Genomic DNA, 18,379 nt, shown 5'->3' with positions numbered 1-18,379 from the left:
TTGACATTGGTGGGGACATTGCTTTTGGCGGGCGCCAAGCCCTTGTTCCGGCGATGCATACTAAGGGTGTGCGGGGGCGGTCGGCTTCGTTGCTTGGCCCGGCGCTGCGCCGTTCACGCCTGGCGCCGTTGCACTTGAGCCGGGTGCCGTGCCGCTTGAGCCCGGTGCAGTCCCGCCCATTCCCGGTCCCGAAGGAACGGGAACGGGCGCCGGCACCGCGGCGGGGACAGGAGGTGCCGCTGGTGCCGGCGCGGCCTCTGGCGCGGGCGGCACGGCGGGCGCTAGCTGGGGCACAGACGCCGGCGACTGCGCAACAACGGGCACGGCGGCAGCCGACGGCGGTGCGGCACTTTGGGAGCTGACGGCACCGGGCACCGGCGCAGCAGTCCGGGACGGCTCCGGGGGCGGCCCGGCCGCGGCCGGCAGGGGCAGGAACGGTGCGGAGACGCCGGAACCGCCAATGAAGGCGGCCATCAGCAGGACCACGTAGCCTCCCACGAGTCCCAGAACAGCCAAACCCATAAGCCGGACCCGCCGGAAGCGCCGTCCTGAGGCATCAACGAAGATGGGCCCGCGCGCCGGTACGGGGCGCGGCTGATCGGATGTCTTCTCAGGGGCTTTCATCGAGCATCAACCTTAGAGGCTTGGAAATCCCTAGCACAAAACCGACGCTCAGGTCCTGCACGGGAGCGGTCTGATCCCGCTGCAGTAGATGCTTCAGGCCTGCAGATACTTTCGGCCGCAAATTACCAGGACGTTCGACGCCGGGACTAATGACCCACGCGCAGGCTTTGGTTACGATCAAGGTTCCACGCTCAGTCATTTAAGGGTATGGCGGCCCGTCGTGCCGGCAGAGCGCCAGGGAGGCAGAGTCCATCATGGACGTCACACAGCTCGCCGAATATTCGCTTGACCCATTTCCCCTCTATGAACGGATGCGGGCGGCAGCCCCGGTCTTTCAGGATGACCGGTCGGGGAGCTGGCATGTCTTGCGGTACGACGATGTCCAGCGCGTGCTGTCCGAGCACGCCACGTTCTCGTCCCGCATGGGCGGTGATAGTCCATCCGGCTCCGGACAGCTCTTCGCCGCAAGCCTCATCACCACCGATCCCCCAAGGCACCGGCAGCTGCGCTCCCTGGTCACGCAGGCGTTCACCCCGAAAGCCGTGGACGCGCTGGCGCCGCGCATTGCCGAATTAACAGAGGAGCTTCTGGATGGGATCGCCGTTCGCGGGAGCGCCGACCTGATCAGGGAACTTGCATATCCGCTGCCGGTCATCGTGATTTCCGAGCTCATGGGCATCCCGGCGGAGGACCGCGAGCGTTTCAAACAATGGTCGGACGTGATCGTCAGCCAGACCCGGACTGGTCCTGCCGGCAGCGGAGATGATGCCACCGCCGCAGAGATGATCGGGTACTTCCTGGCCCTCATCGACGAACGCCGGAGCCGGCCCGGCAAGGACCTGATCAGCACCTTGCTGGCCGCCGAAATAGATGGCCAAAAACTGACGGTGCCTGAACTGCTCGGCTTCTGCAGCCTGCTGCTCGTCGCCGGCAATGAGACCACCACCAACCTGATCGGCAACGCCGTTCTATGTTTGACAGAGTCGCCTGGCACACTCGAGCGTGTCCTTGAAGAGCCCGCATTGCTTCCCCAGACCCTCGAAGAGGTGCTGCGCTTCCGGTCGCCGGTCCAGTCGATGTACCGGGTGAGCGTGGCGGAGACAGTCCTGGGTGATCAGCGTATTCCGGCAGGGGCACCGATCGTGGCCTGGATCGGCTCCGCAAACCGCGATGAGCAGCAATTCCAGCGGCCGGCCGAGTTCGACATTGACCGCACCCCGAACCGGCATCTGGCCTTTGGGCACGGAATCCACTTTTGCCTCGGCGCACCACTGGCCCGGCTGGAGGCCAGGATTGCCCTGGAGGCACTACTCGCCCGCTTGCCCGGGCTTTCCCTGGCACACGAAGCACAGCTGGAACGAATGGAAAGCACCATTGTTTACGGGCTGAAGGCACTTCCCGTCAGGTGGCAGCCCGCCTGACCGGCAGGTGGGGCCGCCCGACCTATTCCGGAGTGTCCGTTTTTGCGGCATAGTCGGCGGCCTGGGCCCGCACCTGGCGCATATAGGCATCGGACTGGTTGTAGGAGTGGACGGCCTCTGTCCAACCCCGCGGGGTTGTCAGGTTTCGGCCGTGGCCGCACAAATACGTGGCGGCGCTGAGGGCTGCGTCGTCAATGTTGGAGGGATCCGCGGTTCCGTCGCCGTTCCCGTCCCTTCCTGCAAGCCGCCACGTGGAGGGAATGAACTGCATCGGCCCCACGGCGTGGTCCCAAAGGGCGTCGTCGTCCAACGCACCCCCATCGGTGTCCGCGATGGCCGCGAATCCATCGCCGTTGAGGCTTGGACCCACGATGGGCCCGCTCGCCTGCCCGTCGGCGCTAAGTCTGCCGCCGCCATAAGTTCCGTGGGCTGATTCGACGAAGCCCACCGCCGCGAGCGTATTCCAGCCGATTCCGCACCCCGGAGTGGAACGATTGGCCGTGTCGGCGGCAGCCACGTAGGCCCGCAGCGCCCGGGCAGGGATCCCTGTCTGTGCCGTGGACCGCATCAGCCACTCGGCGTCCGGGCTCCGCGCTACGTTCACGGCGGTATCCATGCCGGTGGGCCGGGCCTCGAAGATCACCCGGGCCTGCGGCGGTGCGGAGAAGGCGATCCGGGCGTCCGCACCGGGCTGCCGCAGGAACCAGAAGGAGAATGCCGTGCTGACGCAAACCACGAACAGGCCAAAGACCACAAAGCGTTTTACACGGAGCACTGACTAATCAAACCATCAAGCTTCCACGCCCGGTGACCGGAACGGTTTCCAACACCCCACCTGGGGTCCAAGGACATGACTGATTCCACGGCACCTGGAATCGTTACCATCAGGCATGGGCAGAAAGAACTACCTCATCGAGGGTGGCTCCGGAACCGGCAAGACCGCGGTCTGCAACGAATTGCGGCGGCGGGGCTATCAGGCCATCAATGGTGACCGCGAACTGGCCTATCAAGGCGATCCGGAAACCGGTGAACCGTTGGCCGGCATTACAGGCGTCTCCGTGCACCACCACCACATCTGGCGGGTGGACAAGGTGAAGGCCCTGATCGCGGACCAACGGGAGGCGCTGACGTTCTTCTGTGGCGGCTCCAGAAACCTCTCGAAGTTCATTCGCCTGTTTGACGCGGTATTCGTTCTTGAGGTGGACCTCGCCACGCTGCATCAACGGCTTGACGGGCGCCCGGAGGATGAATGGGGAAGACGCCAAGAGGAACGGGAGTTGATCGAGCGCCTGCATCAAACACGGGAAGAAATCCCACCCGGTGGCATTACGATCGACGCCACGGCGCCGCTCCCGCGCGTTGTGGACGACATCCTAAGCCGTGTCCACAGGGCCGGCCCGGCGTAGTCTCCCGCCGGGCCGGCATGATCACCCGTTGACCCGGTCCGCGGTCAGCGCACCACCGAGCGGTGACCGGCATCGAGCCGCCGGGTCCAGCCCCGGGAATCGAGATGTTCCAGCAGCGGAACGGCGATCCGGCGTGTTGTGTCGAGTGCCTGGCGTGCCTCGCTTGTGGTGAAGGGCTGGTCCAGGCGCGCCAGGGTGCGCATGGCCAGGGCCGGCGCCGTAGGCAGCAACACCACGCCGTCGCGCAGCCGCAGCAAACGCCCCGTGCGTTCGGCGGCGGCGAGTTCCCGGGCACCGAGGCCCAGTGCAGCCAGCTCATCGGCTTCCGGGGCATGGAACGCGTTTGCGCCGAGCCTGCGCTCCAACTCGGCGATGGCGGGCTCCACGGGGCCGAGGTTGCCTTGGCTGCCTGGCAGCCGGATGTGGCCGCTGTCCTGATCAAGGGCTGCCCCATGGATGACGTGGGGCAGAAGCCTCTCGTCGGGCAGCCTCAGCAGGTCCCGCGCCGCGCCCATGGAAAGGCCGGGCGCCAAGGGATCGCGCTCCTGCAGCGCCTGGACCGCATTGCGCAGCCGATCCTGCCATGCCTCGAGGACGGGGGCATGCACCCACCAATCGCCCAATGTCCGTACGCCCGACGGCGCATCCGCGTCCGCGTCCTGCCCGGGCAGCAGCCCGAGCCTGCGCAGATGCTGCACCTGGACGGCTCCGCGGGCTGCTACTTCTCCCAGTAGATCTCCGGCGGGGTCCATGCCTGCAAGCCGTTCCGCCCAGCGGGCGCCATCGCCGCGCCGCTCCAAGGCCGGAGGGTCGGCATCGAGGACGCGTGCGCCGCCCAGCACGGAGCGGCTTCCGGGGTCACGCAGCACCATCCGGTCTCCGAGAACAAGCGGCAGGGGCCTGTCCAGGACGAGCCGGGCATGATCGGTTCCGAACGGTCGCAGCCGGGCAGGCACGGAGGCAGTGCCAACATGCACCATGAGTTGTTCCGGCACGTCCATATAGGCGACGCCGGTGATCCGCTGGATGCCGACCACGCCGGTGGCGGGCCACGCATCGGGAGTCACCAGCGCATCCCCGCGGCGGATATCCGTTGGGGCAACGTCGCGCACGTTCAACGCAACCCTGCTGACAGGCTCCACTGAGGCGTAGGAGGTGTCCCGGCTTTGCAGGCCGCGGACTGTGACGGTGCGGGAACCGGCGTGGCCCAGCAGCTGAAGCCGGTCGCCCTGGGCGAGTGCGCCTGCTGCCAGTGTTCCGGTCACCACCGTTCCGGAACCGGTGATGGTGAACGAGCGGTCCACCCACAACCTGACCCGCCCGGTGGTGGCGGGGGCCGGCACCTGGGACAGGACGTCGTCGAGCGCTGTCCGCAGGTCAGCAAGGCCTGTTCCGTCGATGGCCGACACAGCTACGGCGGGCGCGTCCTTCAAACCGGTTCCGGCCAACTCACTGCGGGTCCGGGCGAGTACGTCTGCAACCCGCTCCCGGGATGCCCGGTCCGCGCGGCTGAGGACCACGACGCCGTGTTCGATGCCGAGCGCAGCGACGGCGTCCCGGTGATCGCTTGACTGCGCCTGCCAGCCCTCATCCGCGGCTACGACGAAGCAGACCACCGGCGCCGGCCCGATTCCTGCAAGCATGTTGCCGAGGAACCGTTCGTGGCCCGGTACATCAACGAACGCAACATCTTGTCCGGACGGGAGGGTTGTCCAGGCATAGCCCAGGTCAATGGTCAGCCCGCGGCGCCGTTCTTCCTCCCAACGGTCCGGCTCCATGCCGGTGAGCGCGCGAACCAGGGTGCTTTTACCGGAATCGACATGTCCGGAGGTGGCAACGACGTGCACTGATCAGCCTGCCCTGCCTGCATCGGCGCCCTCGCGGGTTGCCAATGCCTGCCGTACCGCATTGAGAATCCTGTCGTCGTCCGCTGCCGGCACGCAGCGCAGGTCGATCAGGCAGGAACCGTCATTGACCCGAGGCAGGACGGCCGGGTTGCCTGTGCGCAGGTGGCCTGCGATATTCTCAGGGAGCCGGAGGGCCCATCCCGGCAGGGGAACTCCGGGGGCGCCGCCGCCCCCTACCCTGCCGTCATGGGCCACAACGGCTACACCCAGGGCCTGGGCGAGCCGCTCCGTACGTTGGCGCAACTGTTCGACGTCGGCGTGCAGGGCCTGGACAACCGGCGCCGCTGGCCCCGCGAGGGTCGCTTCCAGGGCGGCGAGGGCAAGTTTGTCGGCACGGACCGCACGGGCGAGCGGGTGGCGGGCCAGGCGGGTGATGATCTCCTTGCGGCCAAGCAACAGGCCCGCTTGGGGGCCGCCCAGCAGTTTGTCACCACTGGCTATGACGACGTCGGCCCCGCTTGCCAAAGCGGTGGCAGCATCGGGTTCATCGGGCAGGTACGGGTCGGGGGCCAGCAGCCCGCTGCCCAGGTCGGCCACGAGTGGTACGCCGTGCGCCACCGTCAGCCGGCTCAGTTCGTCGAGCGGAACAGCGGACGTGAATCCGTCCACTCGGAAGTTGCTGGGGTGGACCTTCAGGACGCAACCGGTGTCCGGCCCGAGGGCGCCGGCGTAGTCATGCAGGTGCGTTCGGTTGGTGGTGCCCACTTCGTGCAGCCTGGCACCGGTCGACTCCATCAAATCGGTCAACCGAAAGCCTGCACCGATCTCGACGAGTTCGCCCCGACTCACCACTACTTCCCGGTCGGCGGCCAGGGCTGTGGTGGCCAACACCAGCGCCGCAGCTCCATTGTTGACCACCAGGGCGTCCTCGGCGGCGGGACAGGCGGCGAGCAATGCAGCCCGGGCGCCCGCGCCGCGTCGGGAGCGGCTGCCGTCTGCCAGGTCCAGCTCCACGTCGACGTAGCCGCTGGCCGTCAGAAGGGCCTCCACCGCGGCTGTCGAAAGGGGCGCACGCCCCAGGTTCGTGTGGACGATGACGCCGGTGGCGTTGAGCACCGGGCGCAGGGTCGTTGCGGTTCGTGAACCCAGAGCGGCGAGCAGGGCTGGTTCCACATCGCCCGGAGGGAGATCGCCGCACCGGGCCTGCTCCTGGACTTGCCGGACCAGTTCGCGGATGACGCGCTCGTGCAGCCTTGTCCGGGCCTCGTGAACGGCCGGCAGTGCCAGCAGGTCGTTCGTGCGGGGAATCAGGCGCCGGGGATCGACCTGGTCCACAGCCCTCCTCATGTCGCGGCATTCACTGCCGAAAGTTGGCGGTGGCGGACGGGAATCGAACCCGCCAGGCCGAGATGCTCAGCCGCACCGGTTTTGAAGACCGGGGGGCCCACCAGGACCCGGACGCCACCGCGCCTCAATATAGCAGGTTGTCCTGCGGGGTAGGCTGGGCGGGTGAATGAGGCTCAGATGTCAGTTCAGCAACTCGATCATGCCGCCGTCGGAACGCTCCGGCTCACCGAATACGCCCACGGCGGGGGCTGTGCCTGCAAAATTCCGCCCGGCGAGCTCGAAGATGCGGTGCGGGGGCTGATCGGCCAACAGGGCGCGGAGGTCCTGGTTGGCCTTGACAGCGGTGACGACGCGGCGGCGGTCCTGGTCCGCGATGACCTTGCGGTCCTTACCACCGCCGATTTCTTCACTCCCGTTGTCAACGATGCGTTTGACTGGGGCCGCATCGCTGCCGCCAATGCCCTCTCGGACATTTACGCGATGGGCGGCCGGCCGGTCACCGCGATCAACCTGGTTGGCTGGCCCCGCGGAGTCCTGCCGCTGGAGTTGATGACGGAGGTACTCCGGGGCGGCCTGAGCGTCGCATCAGAAGCAGGGTGTCCGGTGCTCGGCGGGCACTCCATCGACGATCCGGAGCCAAAGTACGGAATGGCCGTAACCGGGGTCGCCCACCCCGACCGCCTGCTTCGCAATGATGCCGCCCAGCCCGGGATGCCGATCACGCTGACCAAACCACTCGGCGTCGGGCTTCTCAACAACCGGCACAAGCAGACCGGCGAGGTGTTCGCCGAAGCCGTCGAGACGATGGCGGCGTTGAACCGCGACGCAGCCGAGGCCGCGGTGGCCGCCGGGGTCCGGGCAGCGACAGACGTGACGGGTTTTGGCCTGCTTGGACACCTGTACAAGATGGTCCGTGCCTCGGAAGTGGGCGCCGTGATTGACCGATCAGCGGTACCGCTGATCGAAGGAGCGCGTGAGGCGCTGCGGGATGGCTTCGTCTCCGGTGGGACCCGGCGCAATCTCGATTGGGTGCGGCCGCACTTGGAGGCCGGTCCCGGCGTCACCGAGGACGATCTGCTGGTACTGGCCGATGCCCAGACCTCCGGCGGCCTGCTGGTGGTCGGTGAGCTGCCGGGTCACCCCGTGATTGGCCACACCACCGCGGGCCAGGGCATCCAGGTCCGCTGAAGCCGGGCAACGCGCTCAGCCGGCAGTAGTGATCGCGTCGCCGGTAACGCCCGCGGCACGGCGGGCCGCAAGCCGGTTCTTTTGCGGTTCTATCGTGTAGCGGGGATCCCTGGCAGAGGCCAGCCCCGCTTCGAATACCCCGAAGCGGGTCAGGGCCGACGCGGAAAGCAGCGCCAGTCCCGAAGCCGCGGCCACCACACGGTTACGTCCGCCCAGCAGAGTCCCCAAGCCACCGGCCACCGCCAACCGCTCGCTCCACTTCAGCATGACGCCCGCCTTGCCCTGGTGAAGGGGCTCGGCTGCTATCGGATCCATCCGGCGTTCCATCACCTTCATGGCAGCGACGTCACCCAGGACGCCCAGCACGGCGAGTTTGCGTGCAGGCCCGGTCTCCCGTACGGGTGTGGTGACCATGGCGAGCCCGGCAGACGCGAGGCAGGCCGAACTCACGAAGACAAAAGGCAGTTCTTCGTGGGCGGCGTTCCATGTGGGTGTGGCGGTATCGCCAAGCAGGACCGCGGTGTAGGCCGCCAACGGCCCCGCGAACACGGCAGCTTCAAACCCGGCCGGTCCCTCAACAGCCTGCAGCACTTTTCGCAACAAACCCAACGGAAGCCGCGTTCCGCTGAGCCGGTCGATTTCCGCCACGGCAGTGACGGCAGTGCCGGCGCTGAAGGCGCTGAGAATCCACGAGCCCACACTCATGGGCGAGGTCACCTTGAAGGTCCGCAACATGTGCAGGAAACGCTCCGGCCTGCCCAGGTCCTTCACCAAAGCAACGGCGCCGGCGCTCACCGCCGTCAGCGCGCTTAGCCTGGCATTGCGGCAGAGGATTGGCCGTCCGGTCAGTTGACCGCCGAGGCCTAGCAGGGCTGACCCGGCTGCAACGCCGCCCAGGAACAGGTAGATGGCGACGTCATCGCCCCATGGCGCCGGCTTGACCACCGGACGGCCGTAGTACGAGGTGAAGTCCGGCTCCGGCACCATGGGCATTTCCCGGGAGCCGTCACTGTTGTCCCGTCGCCGGCCCGTGCCGCGCTTGACGCCCTGCCGGCCGCGGCGGGCAGGCTCGGATGGCCGGAAGCTGTCGAACTCTGAGAGGGTCACGCACGTCCTCCCAGGAAAGCCAGGGCAGCTGCCGCGGCCATGCCCGCTACTGCCATGCCGGCCCGGCGGTACATCCGGGGCAGATCCGCGGTGGGCACCCGCGGGTCCGGCGGCAGTCCATAGACTTCGGGTTCGTCCAGCAGCAGGAAGACTGATCCGGTTCCGCCGACCCCGTCGTTCTCGTTCGCGCCGTAAAGCCTCGCTTCGGTCATGCCCTGCGCATGCAGCGCGGCGACGCGTTCCCGGGCCGTGTCCACCATGTCGTCGTGATCGCCAAACTTGATGGACGTCGTCGGGCATGCCTTGGCGCAGGCAGGCGTCTCGTCTGCCACCAGCCGGTCGTAGCACAGCGTGCACTTCTGGGCGATGCCCTCGTTCGGCACCGTGGGATGCTTGGCGTGCTGTTCCTCCCTGCTGGCGGCGACCTTGACCGTGCCGTTACTGCGACGCTCGATCACGCCGAAGGGGCACCCGGCCACGCAGGTTCCGCAGCCGTTGCAGACATCGTCCTGGACCACCACGGTGCCGAATTCGGTGCGGAACAGCGCTCCGGTGGGGCAGACGTCCAGGCATCCGGCGTGCGTGCAATGCTTGCAGACATCAGAGGACATCAGCCACCGGAAGTCTGCCGTGTCCGGGGGTGTGGTGTCCGCGCCCGCCAAATCGGTCCCAGCAGGCGCCGCCTGGGGCGGACCGATGCGCGGCATGCCAAGGCTGACCAGGGCCCGTCCTGATTCCCGCGCCTCCTCGATGCGTTCCTGGCCCTGTTCAATGAACGCCACATGCCGCCAGGTGCTGGCCCCCAGGGAGCCGGTGTTGTCATAGGAGGACCCGAGCAGTTCCAGGTTGCCGTCCTGCGGGTTGTGGTTCCACTCCTTGCAGGCAACCTCACAGGCCTTGCAGCCAATGCAGATTGAGGTGTCGGTGAAAAACCCCTTGCGCGGGTGGTTGTGCTCCCAATGGGCATCGGCGGTAGGGTCGGTCGGTCCGGACAACTGGCCCATCTAGTCCTCCAACGTCGGTTCGGTACCCGGAACACTGCCGGGCTGGTCGGTGACGGCCCGGTTACCGGTCTCGGTGGTCAGTCCGGCGCGCGTCTGGTACTCGGCAACCAAGGCAAGCAGCTCCCTTCCGCGGGGCCGGCGGCCCGGCCGGATGTCGCAGGAGGCCACCTTGGATTCCTGGATCTGGACGTTGGGATCCAGCGTCACACCCAGCAGATCGTTGGCCGCGTCACCGCTGACCACGGCATTGCTGCCGACACCCCAGTGGTAAGGCAGCCCGATCTGATGCACGGTATGCCCGCCGACGGCCAGGGGCCTCATCCGGTCGGTGACAAGCACCTTCGCCTCGATGGCGGAGCGGGGTGAAATGATGGTGGCCCACCCATAGGGCTCAAGTCCGCGCTCAGCGGCCAGTTCGGGCGAGACCTCGCAGAACATCTCCGGTTGCAGCTCCGACAGATACGGCAGCCAGCGGCTCATCCCGCCCGCCGTATGGTGCTCGGTGAGGCGGTAGGTGGTGAAGACGTACGGGTACACGTCTGCACCGGGGGTGCCGGCGCTTGGCGCACTGAGGTTATCAGTGCGGGGGAACACCAGCCGCGCCGGGCTCTGCTGTTGCGGGTAGAGCGCGTTGGCCACTGGCGATTCCTGAGCCTCGTAGTGGGTGGGAAGGGGCCCGTCCATGAGTCCCTTCGGCGCGAACAGCCAGCCCTTGCCGTCCGCCTGCATGATGAAGGGATCATCACCGCTCAGGGCGGCTGCCCCACCAACGGAGGGGTCCGGGTGGCTGCCTGGTGCCCGGTCCACCGGGAAGTCGGGCACGTCGTCCCCGATCCATTTACCCTGCTCCTGGTCCCACCAGATGTACTTCTTCCGTTCGCTCCAGGGTTTACCCGCGGGGTCGGCCGACGCCCGGTTGTAGAGGATCCTGCGGTTGGCCGGCCATGCCCAGCCCCATTCCGACGCCGCGGGCCCCTGTTCCTGGCCCGGCTTGCGGTTTGCGGCGTGGTTGAAGCCGTCGGCGTATACCCCGGTGTAGATCCAGCAGCCGGCCGACGTGGAACCGTCGGCGCGGAGTTCGGTGTATGCGGAGAGGGGTTTTCCGGCCTCCGGGCCCGCCAAGTGACGGCCGTTGATTTCGGCAAGCACCGCCTCGGCGTCCGGATCTCCATGTTCGTCCACGGGATAGTCCCAGGTCAGGTCCAGCAGCGGACGGTCGCGCTCGTCCTGTGAATCGGCCAGCTTCTCCCGGATCCGTTGGCCCAGCTCAAAGAAGAACTGCAGTTCGCTTTGGCACTCCCCCGGCGGTGCCACCGCCTGGTGCCGCCACTGCAGCAGCCGCTGGGTTTGCGTGAACGAGCCGGCTTTCTCCACATGGGTTGCTGCGGGCAGGAAGAACACCTCAGTCTCGATGTCCTCGGTGCGCAGCTCGCCGGATTCGATTTCCGGGCCGTCCTTCCACCAGGTTGCCGACTCAATGAGATTCAGGTCGCGCACCACGAGCCACTTCAAATGCGACATGCCCAGCCGTTGCATGCGGCCGTGGGCAGAGCCCACAGCAGGGTTCTGCCCGAGCAGGAAGTAGCCCTCCACTTCGTCCTCGAGCATGCCCATGACCGTCTCGTAGGTACCGTGGGCACCGGTGAGCCTGGGCAGGTAGTCGTAGGCCCAATCGTTGTCCTCGTTGGCGGCGTCGCCCCACCAGGCCTTGAGCAGGCTGATTGTGTAGGCGTCGGCATCAGCCCAGTAGCCCTTCTGCTGTTTCGACCCCACCGCTTCCAGGTATTCGCCAAGGCTGTCATGGCGGCCGGCACTGGGCATCGGCAGGTATCCGGGCAGCAGGTTGAACAGGGTGGGGATGTCGGTGGAACCCTGGATACTGGCATGGCCGCGCAGGGCCATGATTCCGCCGCCCGGGCGTCCCATGTTTCCCAGCAGAAGCTGCAGGATGGCTGCGGCCCTGATGAACTGGGCTCCCAGGGAGTGCTGGGTCCAGCCGACAGCATAGGCGAAACAGGTGGTCCGGTCGCGTCCTGAGTTTTCCGTAATGGCACGGGCCAGGTACTCGAAGTCAGCGACGTCGATACCGCACATGTCCCTGACCATCTCCGCGGTGTAGCGGGCGTAGTGCCGCTTTACGATCTGGAAGACCGTCCGGGGGTCCTGCAGGGTATCGTCACGCTGCACTTCGGCATGCTCCAAGGGCGGGCCGCCGCTGCCGTAGGCATGGCCGGCAGCACGGGCCGTGGCATCCTCGCCGTGTTCCGAGCCGGGCCCGGGATCGTCAATACTTCCCTCCCCTTGTTCTGCATAAGACCACGACGACGTGTCGTACGCCCGCTTCTCGGGATCGAAGCCGGAGAAGAGGCCGCCCAGGTCCTCGGCATCACGGTAGTCCTCGTGAACCAGTGTGGCTGCGTTGGTGTACGCGCCGACGTACTCCTTGAACCAGAGGTCGTTGGTGATGACGTAGTTAATCAGGGCGCCCAGGAGCACAACATCAGAACCTGCACGGATGGGAATGTGCTTATCCGAAACCGCCGACGTGCGCGTGAACCGCGGATCAATGTGGATAACCTTCGCACCACGGGCCTTCGCTTCCGCCACCCACTGGTACCCCACCGGGTGGCACTCGGCCATGTTGGAACCCTGAATGATGATGCAGTCAGCGTTAGCCATGTCCTGCAGTGATTGCGTTGCACCACCGCGTCCAAACGAGGCTCCCAAACTGGGAACCGTGGCGGAGTGTCATATGCGGGCCTGGTTCTCGGTCTGCACCGCCCCTGCAGCTGTGAAGAGTTTCTTGATCAGGTAGTTTTCTTCGTTGTCCAGGGTGGCCCCGCCCAGCGAGGCTATGCCCATGGTGCGGCGCAGAAGCCTGCCTTGGTCATCTTCCTGCTGCCACGTCCTGCGCCGGGTTTCGATGAAGCGGTCCGCCACCATCTCAACTGCCGTAGCCAGGTCCAGATATTCCCACTCACTGGAGCGCGGTGCACGGTAGAGCACCCGGGTCTGCCGGCCGGGCGAGTTCACCAACTGCTCGCTGGCAGAGCCCTTGGGGCAGAGCCGACCGCGGGAAATGGGTGAATCCGGATCTCCCTCGATCTGGACAACTTTTTCGTCTTTGACGTAAACCCGCTGCCCGCATCCAACAGCACAGTAGGGGCACACACTTTGCACCACGCGGTCCGCGGTGGCCGTCCGTGGAGCTATTGCCTGCGTGCGGGGCGAGGTGACAGATGGCCCGCGCCCCAGTAGGTCGCCCGTGGTCAGTTGACGGACGACCGGCCATTGAAGAAAACTTCGCGGTGCCATTTCAGGAGCATATCCCAAAGGACAGCGGCAGTGACAGAACCAAGTTGGGCGCGTCCTGCACCGCGACGCGGTCCAGCGGCAGACCCCTCACGAGGCCTGCCGGCGATTCCTGGCAGCAAGGACGGCGAGATCACGGATCAGGCGCCGCACCTCATGTTCCCGTCCGCTCGACGTCGAACTTTGCTGAACGGCACCGGGTGTTGCCAGGGGCTGTTTGGGTGGTGCGGGCACAGGAAATCCGCCCGATACCGGGGCCGCAGGACGTGCTTCCTTGGGTGTCACCGGCTTGCTTGTGCTCATGGCCTCCCCTTGACCTGCTCTTTCGGGGGGATACCCCGAGGTAATGCATGTACGGACACTCTAAAAACCACCACGGGCAGAGGGAAGGTATTTTGTCCAGCATGGGGATTTATTGCTTCAATCTTGAGGTTGGCCTTGTTGTCGACAGTTGACCGGCCATCACCAAGGCCTGAGCGACGGGCATAGGCCCTGGCAGGACCTCAAGGTTGACGCTATTCGAAAAGTTCAATTCGTGGTTCGCCCTGGACGCCGCTGCGGTGCATGGCGTCCCTGAGGTCACTTCTGCCGAGGAACGCTTTGGCGGTTTCCAGGGTGTCGAAATGATGAATGACGAGGACATTGTTCGGATCGTCGATCATACGGTGGACCGATTCCTGGGTTACCCCGCCGTCTTGCTGCATGTCGCCGACGGAGTCGTAGACCCTGCGCCACGCGTCGTAGTCGGCAACACGGTGAAGGATATGGGCAACGGTCATGGCGCTTCTCCTTTGAAGCATGCCGCACCGTTGGCTGGCCCGGTCCCTCAATGGGAGCGGCACCCCTGCCCTGCCGGTGCATGCACGATTGTCTGCGACGGTCCGAAATTGGAACCGCCATTGGCTGTGTTACTCCGGCCCGCGGGTGCTGTCAATCGCCGCACCATTGCCTCCGGCCGCGGGCATCGCCACCATGGAAATGTGGGAAGGAAGGAAAGGCAACAACCCGGTCTTGCCTATGCCGTGTGCCTGCTGATTGCCCTGGGCGGAGCCGCGGGGTGCTCTTATGAATACAACGAGCCCGTTCGCAGTCCCGCAACCGGCCCAGCGCCGTCGGCGGTGTCCGCTGTTCCCTACATTGACCCGCTGGTGCTGGAGCGCGAGGTAGAGAACTACGCCGAGCTGGATCGGCTCCTTGGGGCTGCCCAGGGGCCAGTAGTCCTTCTTGAGGAAGGACCCCTCGACGGCCCAGTGAGGGGCTTCGGGGCGATGGCGAAAGTGCCTGCAGGCGGGCAGTACACCGTCACCTCAGCCTGCGTCGGCGCTTCCGGTGCGAGAGTCTCCATTGGCCAGGAGCATCCAGGTGCCCCCTTTCAGCCCGTGGAGCTGGTGCTGGATTGCACGCGGGTTACCTCGCGGGTGATCGCATTTGAGCAGGGGTACGTTTTCGCTCATTTGGTGCTGCCGGCCCCGGGCGATACACCGTGGACAGGTGCAGTGGGCGGAGTACGCGTGACCGGTTGAGGCGTGCCTCCCGGTCGCAGAGCCAGTGTCAGCTTCCGGCGGGAATATTACCTGAGTACGCTCAGTTATGAGCAGTATCAGTCTTTGCTGCCCCATCAGAAGAAGGTTTACGCAATGTCCTCATTCAACCAAGCAGTCGTCCTGGTCACCGGTGCAAACGGCGGTATCGGCACGCACTTCGTCCACGAGGCCCTCGAGAGGGGCGCGGGCAAGGTCTACGCCACCGCCCGTAACCCCCGTGACTGGGAGGACGACCGCATCGTTTCGCTTGCACTCGACGTCACAGATCCCGCTTCCATCGAGGCCGCGGCCCAGGCAGCCGGCGATGTGACGGTGTTGATCAACAATGCCGGAGCCGGCGTGGCAACTCCGGGCATCCTCAGCCACACCGACGCGGAAATCCGGAACAACGTGGCGACAAACTTCCTCGGCCCGCTGTTCCTCGCCCGCGCATTCGCGCCGATCCTGTCCGCAAAAGCCAAACCTGTGATCATCGACATCCACTCGGCAATGAGCTGGTACGCGGTGGGTGGCATCTACAGCGCAACCAAGGCTGCGCTCTGGTCGGCCACCAACTCGCTTCGCCTGGAGCTCGCCCCCAAGGGGGTCCATGTCGTGGGCGCCCACGTGGGATACGTCGACACAGCGATGGCTGGCAACACCACTGATCCCAAAATGGATCCAGCCGATTTCGTCCGGACCGTCATGGATGGGGTCGAAGCCGGCGCATACGAGGTTCTTGCCGACGAAACCTCCATGCAGCTCAAGGCGCAGCTTAGCGCCCCCATTGAGGGGATGTACCCACAGCTGGCGAACACCGGGGCGTAGGACTTCCGGATATTGCTGCGCCAACGGCAGCAACTACCTAATCAACAACCCGAACAAGAGGAGCAGTAAGGCATGCGCGCATTCATCATCAACAAGTACAGGGAACCGCTGCGCGAAGCGGACATCGCTGAACCGGTCGTCGGGGACCGGGATGTCCTGGTCCGGGTGGAGGCGGCGGGCTTGAACCAGTTGGACGACAAGATCCGATTGGGCGAGTTCAAGCAGATCCTCCCTTATAAGCTCCCGCTGGTCCTCGGCCACGACCTCGCCGGTACCGTTATCCGCACCGGGTCCAAGGTGCGGGATTTCAAGCCCGGCGACCAGGTCTATGCCCGCCCCGCAACGGACAGGATCGGCACTTTCGCCCAGCGTATCGCCGTGGCTGAGGATGACCTGGCACTGAAACCAGCGACGGCCAGCATGCAGGAGGCCGGCTCCCTGCCACTCGTTGCGCTCACGGCGTGGCAGGCCCTCGTCGAGCAAGGCAACGTGCAGCCCGGGCAGAAAGTGCTCATTCATGCCGGCGCCGGTGGCGTGGGGTCGATCGCCATCCAACTCGCAAAGTACCTTGGCGCCACCGTCGCGACCACAGCCAGCGGCTCCAACGCCGACTTCGTCCGCGATCTCGGAGCGGACATCGCGATCGATTACCGCAACCAGGACTTCGGGAAGCTCCTGACCGGCTACGACCTGGTGCTGGACAGCCTCGGCGGGGAGAACCTGGAGAAGTCGCTCCGCATCCTCAAACCCGGGGGCAAGGCCATCGGGATCTCCGGACCGCCGGACCCGGCGTTTGCCCGCAAAGCCGGCCTGAACCCGGTGCTCCGGCTGGCGATAACCATGCTCAGCAGCAAGGTGCGGAGGCAGGCCAGGAAGCTCGGCGTCAGCTATGAGTTCCTTTTCATGCATGCCAGCGGTGACCAACTGCGCACGATCAGCGCCTTAGTGGACGACGGCGTGCTGCGCCCCGTGGTGGGAAAAGTCTTCGATTTCGACCACACCCCGCAGGCACTGGAATCCCTGGCCAAGGGCGGAACCCGCGGCAAAGCAGTGATCGCCATCGCCGGCTGACCGCCGTCAACCAGCCACCCCAGACCATTCAGGAGAAAACTGCCATGGACAGCACCAGCACCCCGCACGACCCAACTGTCACCTCGTACGCTAAAGCACCAGCCAAATCCCTTTCCGCAGGCGGCAACACCTACTCCTACCGGGAGTTGGGACCAAAGGGCGGCATCCCTGTCGTGTTCTTCGTGCACCTCGCGGCGACGATGGACAACTGGGATCCGCGAATCATCGACCCCATTGCCCGGAACCGCCACGTCATAACCTTTGACCAACCCGGTGTCGGCGCCTCGAGCGGGCGGGTTCCGGACAGCATCGAGGCAATGGCGGACGACGCCTACAGCTTTGTCACCGCGCTTGGTTTGAGCAGGATCGACGCCTTCTCGTTTTCGATGGGTGGCATGATCGCCCAGGACCTGGCCCTCAAGCATCCCCACCTGGTCCGCAGGCTTGTGCTGGCGGGGACGGGCCCACGCGGCGGCAAGGATATGGACAAGGTGGTCTTCACCACCTACTGGGACATCTTCCGCGCCACCCTGACGCGGTCAGACCCCAAGGAGTTCCTGTTCTTCAACCGCAACGCCACCGGCAAGGCCGCCGCGAAGGCCTTCATTGACCGGCTAAAGGAACGCACGGAGGACCGTGACAAGACGGTCAGCACCAGCGCATTCCAGACCCAGCTGAAGGCAATCCAAAAGTTTGGCCGCTCCGCGCCGTCGGACCTGTCCACGCTTGCCATTCCCACCCTTATCGCCAACGGTGACAACGACCGCATGGTGCCCTCCGCCCTCTCCAGTGACCTGCACCGCCGGATCAAAGCTTCCGAGCTGATCATCTACCCCGACTCCGGACACGGGGGCATCTTCCAGCACCATGCTGCGTTCGCGCGTGCCGCCGTCGCATTCCTTGGCGACTGATCCAGGTGCAGCCGCGCCGTTATACTCATAACTGAGTCCAATCAGTTAATCCAAGGAGTCCCTGTGCCTGTCCCTTCCCAGCCTCCCGGGCGGCGCGAGCGGAACAAGCAACAGAAGCTGGACCGCATCACCGCCGCAGCCAGTGAGCTGTTCACCGAACATGGCGTTGAGGAAGTGACGACACAGCAGATCGCGGACAAGGCCGATATCGGCACCGGGACCCTGTTCCTTTACGCGAAGTCCAAGGGCGAGCTCCTTCTGCTGGTGCAGAATGCCCACTACGCCGAAGCGCTGGAGCGGGGCCGCGCCGCTGCTGAAACCATTCCGGATGAACTCGATGCCGTGATGGCCATCCTGCAGCCGATCGTGGAGTGCAACCGGGTCCAGGTCGAAAACGGGCGCACCTACCTGAAGGAGATGGTCTTCGGCGATTCCTCGGAGCCGCGCCATCGGGAAGCCCTGCACATCGTCGCGCAAACCGAGGAGGCCATCGCCGCCGTCCTGGCGCGCAAGGGCAGGCTCAGCGCCGCTGATGCCGCCACCACGGCGCACGTCGTCTCGGCAATCATGTTCCTCGGCATGGCAGGAAGCCCGGATCCCGCCACCCGCATCGAGGACATTGTGCAGGACATCAGGACCCAGGTCCGCCTGCTTCTTCCGGGAGACCCAGGAAAGTCCTGAGCCGGTCCTGCAGTGGAGGCCTTCGTTGGCCCAATCACCCCATTCTTTGTTGAACCCCTCCAAAATAGGCTCATCAAAGGAGAACTAGCGTCTGCTCTAAGGGATATTC

The 18,379-nt window shown here is 65.6% G+C and carries 16 protein-coding genes and 1 tRNA gene; 9 read left to right on the top strand and 8 right to left on the bottom strand.

The features are described 5' to 3' along the window. Positions 1-148: 148 nt before the first annotated feature. Positions 149-490 carry a hypothetical protein gene (locus FBY33_RS14390; protein ID WP_142031146.1) on the top strand — a complete coding sequence of 114 codons (342 nt, stop codon included), beginning with the start codon at positions 149-151 and terminating at the stop codon, positions 488-490. A 388-nt stretch (positions 491-878) separates the two neighbouring features. Then, positions 879-2,045 carry a cytochrome P450 gene (locus FBY33_RS14385; RefSeq protein WP_142031145.1) on the top strand — a complete coding sequence of 389 codons (1,167 nt, stop codon included), beginning with the start codon at positions 879-881 and terminating at the stop codon, positions 2,043-2,045. A 22-nt stretch (positions 2,046-2,067) separates the two neighbouring features. Here the strand turns inward: FBY33_RS14385 and FBY33_RS14380 are convergent, their stop codons facing one another. Then, a complete protein-coding gene (locus FBY33_RS14380) occupies positions 2,068-2,820 on the bottom strand; it encodes a lytic transglycosylase domain-containing protein (protein ID WP_142031144.1) in 753 nt (250 codons plus the stop codon). A gap of 115 nt (positions 2,821-2,935) precedes the next feature. Here FBY33_RS14380 and FBY33_RS14375 point away from each other — a divergent pair, with 115 nt between their 5' ends. Next, positions 2,936-3,451 carry a nucleoside kinase gene (locus FBY33_RS14375; RefSeq protein ID WP_142031143.1) on the top strand — a complete coding sequence of 172 codons (516 nt, stop codon included), beginning with the start codon at positions 2,936-2,938 and terminating at the stop codon, positions 3,449-3,451. A gap of 44 nt (positions 3,452-3,495) precedes the next feature. On the opposite strand, the gene selB is transcribed toward FBY33_RS14375, so the two are convergent. The 3 genes from selB to FBY33_RS14360 all read right to left on the bottom strand — a co-directional run bounded on the left by selB (position 3,496) and on the right by FBY33_RS14360 (position 6,764). Continuing rightward, complete coding sequence (gene selB, locus FBY33_RS14370) at positions 3,496-5,298, bottom strand: selenocysteine-specific translation elongation factor (RefSeq protein ID WP_142031142.1); 1,803 nt, start codon at positions 5,296-5,298, stop codon at positions 3,496-3,498. Positions 5,299-5,301: 3 nt separating this feature from the next. Continuing rightward, positions 5,302-6,633 carry an L-seryl-tRNA(Sec) selenium transferase gene (gene selA / locus FBY33_RS14365; protein ID WP_142031141.1) on the bottom strand — a complete coding sequence of 444 codons (1,332 nt, stop codon included), beginning with the start codon at positions 6,631-6,633 and terminating at the stop codon, positions 5,302-5,304. 36 nt (positions 6,634-6,669) lie between these two features. Further along, positions 6,670-6,764, bottom strand: a tRNA-Sec gene (locus FBY33_RS14360). Between the two features lie 58 nt (positions 6,765-6,822). Here FBY33_RS14360 and selD point away from each other — a divergent pair. Beyond that, complete coding sequence (gene selD / locus FBY33_RS14355; protein WP_142031140.1) at positions 6,823-7,833, top strand: selenide, water dikinase SelD; 1,011 nt, start codon at positions 6,823-6,825, stop codon at positions 7,831-7,833. Positions 7,834-7,848: 15 nt separating this feature from the next. On the opposite strand, the gene nrfD is transcribed toward selD, so the two are convergent. The 4 genes from nrfD to FBY33_RS14330 all read right to left on the bottom strand — a co-directional run bounded on the left by nrfD (position 7,849) and on the right by FBY33_RS14330 (position 14,035). Next, complete coding sequence (nrfD, locus tag FBY33_RS14350; RefSeq protein ID WP_142031139.1) at positions 7,849-8,940, bottom strand: NrfD/PsrC family molybdoenzyme membrane anchor subunit; 1,092 nt, start codon at positions 8,938-8,940, stop codon at positions 7,849-7,851. Further along, the gene (locus FBY33_RS14345; RefSeq protein ID WP_142031138.1) at positions 8,937-9,944 is read right to left on the bottom strand and encodes a 4Fe-4S dicluster domain-containing protein; all 1,008 of its coding nucleotides are present in this window, start codon (positions 9,942-9,944) and stop codon (positions 8,937-8,939) included. Before FBY33_RS14345 ends, nrfD begins: the two co-directional genes overlap by 4 nt. Then, the gene (fdh, locus tag FBY33_RS14340) at positions 9,945-13,259 is read right to left on the bottom strand and encodes a formate dehydrogenase (RefSeq protein ID WP_235010578.1); all 3,315 of its coding nucleotides are present in this window, start codon (positions 13,257-13,259) and stop codon (positions 9,945-9,947) included. Between the two features lie 512 nt (positions 13,260-13,771). Next, on the bottom strand, positions 13,772-14,035 hold the full coding sequence (locus FBY33_RS14330; protein ID WP_142031135.1) for a cyclase: 264 nt from the start codon (positions 14,033-14,035) through the stop codon (positions 13,772-13,774). Between the two features lie 201 nt (positions 14,036-14,236). On the opposite strand from FBY33_RS14330, the gene FBY33_RS14325 reads away from it, so the two are divergent. The 5 genes from FBY33_RS14325 (at position 14,237) to FBY33_RS14305 (ending at position 18,270) form a co-directional block, all read left to right on the top strand. After that, positions 14,237-14,779, top strand: a complete 543-nt coding sequence (locus FBY33_RS14325; protein ID WP_235010577.1) for a hypothetical protein — start codon at positions 14,237-14,239, stop codon at positions 14,777-14,779. A gap of 114 nt (positions 14,780-14,893) precedes the next feature. Next, positions 14,894-15,607: an SDR family oxidoreductase gene (locus FBY33_RS14320; RefSeq protein WP_142031134.1), complete on the top strand. Its 714-nt coding sequence runs from the start codon at positions 14,894-14,896 to the stop codon at positions 15,605-15,607. 72 nt (positions 15,608-15,679) lie between these two features. Then, positions 15,680-16,678: an NADP-dependent oxidoreductase gene (locus tag FBY33_RS14315; protein WP_142031133.1), complete on the top strand. Its 999-nt coding sequence runs from the start codon at positions 15,680-15,682 to the stop codon at positions 16,676-16,678. A gap of 44 nt (positions 16,679-16,722) precedes the next feature. Then, positions 16,723-17,589, top strand: coding sequence for an alpha/beta fold hydrolase (locus tag FBY33_RS14310; RefSeq protein ID WP_142031132.1), 867 nt, complete (start codon positions 16,723-16,725; stop codon positions 17,587-17,589). Between the two features lie 63 nt (positions 17,590-17,652). Beyond that, complete coding sequence (locus FBY33_RS14305) at positions 17,653-18,270, top strand: TetR/AcrR family transcriptional regulator (protein ID WP_142031131.1); 618 nt, start codon at positions 17,653-17,655, stop codon at positions 18,268-18,270. The last annotated feature ends 109 nt before the right edge of the window (positions 18,271-18,379 follow it).

Origin of the sequence: Arthrobacter sp. SLBN-112 (assembly GCF_006715225.1) — a bacterium.
Lineage (GTDB): Bacteria > Actinomycetota > Actinomycetes > Actinomycetales > Micrococcaceae > Arthrobacter.
The sequence above is the reverse complement of the archived record's forward strand: the minus strand, read 5'-3'. Positions and strand labels throughout refer to the sequence as shown.

Bases quoted from the DNA above. Each gene is read 5' to 3' on its own strand.
- FBY33_RS14385 (WP_142031145.1), top strand. From the start codon at position 879: ATGGACGTCACACAGCTCGCCGAATATTCGCTTGACCCATTTCCCCTC.
- FBY33_RS14375 (WP_142031143.1), top strand. From the start codon at position 2,936: ATGGGCAGAAAGAACTACCTCATCGAGGGTGGCTCCGGAACCGGCAAG.
- selD (WP_142031140.1), top strand. From the start codon at position 6,823: ATGTCAGTTCAGCAACTCGATCATGCCGCCGTCGGAACGCTCCGGCTC.
- FBY33_RS14345 (WP_142031138.1), bottom strand. From the start codon at position 9,944: ATGGGCCAGTTGTCCGGACCGACCGACCCTACCGCCGATGCCCATTGG.
- FBY33_RS14330 (WP_142031135.1), bottom strand. From the start codon at position 14,035: ATGACCGTTGCCCATATCCTTCACCGTGTTGCCGACTACGACGCGTGG.
- FBY33_RS14320 (WP_142031134.1), top strand. From the start codon at position 14,894: ATGTCCTCATTCAACCAAGCAGTCGTCCTGGTCACCGGTGCAAACGGC.
- FBY33_RS14315 (WP_142031133.1), top strand. From the start codon at position 15,680: ATGCGCGCATTCATCATCAACAAGTACAGGGAACCGCTGCGCGAAGCG.
- FBY33_RS14310 (WP_142031132.1), top strand. From the start codon at position 16,723: ATGGACAGCACCAGCACCCCGCACGACCCAACTGTCACCTCGTACGCT.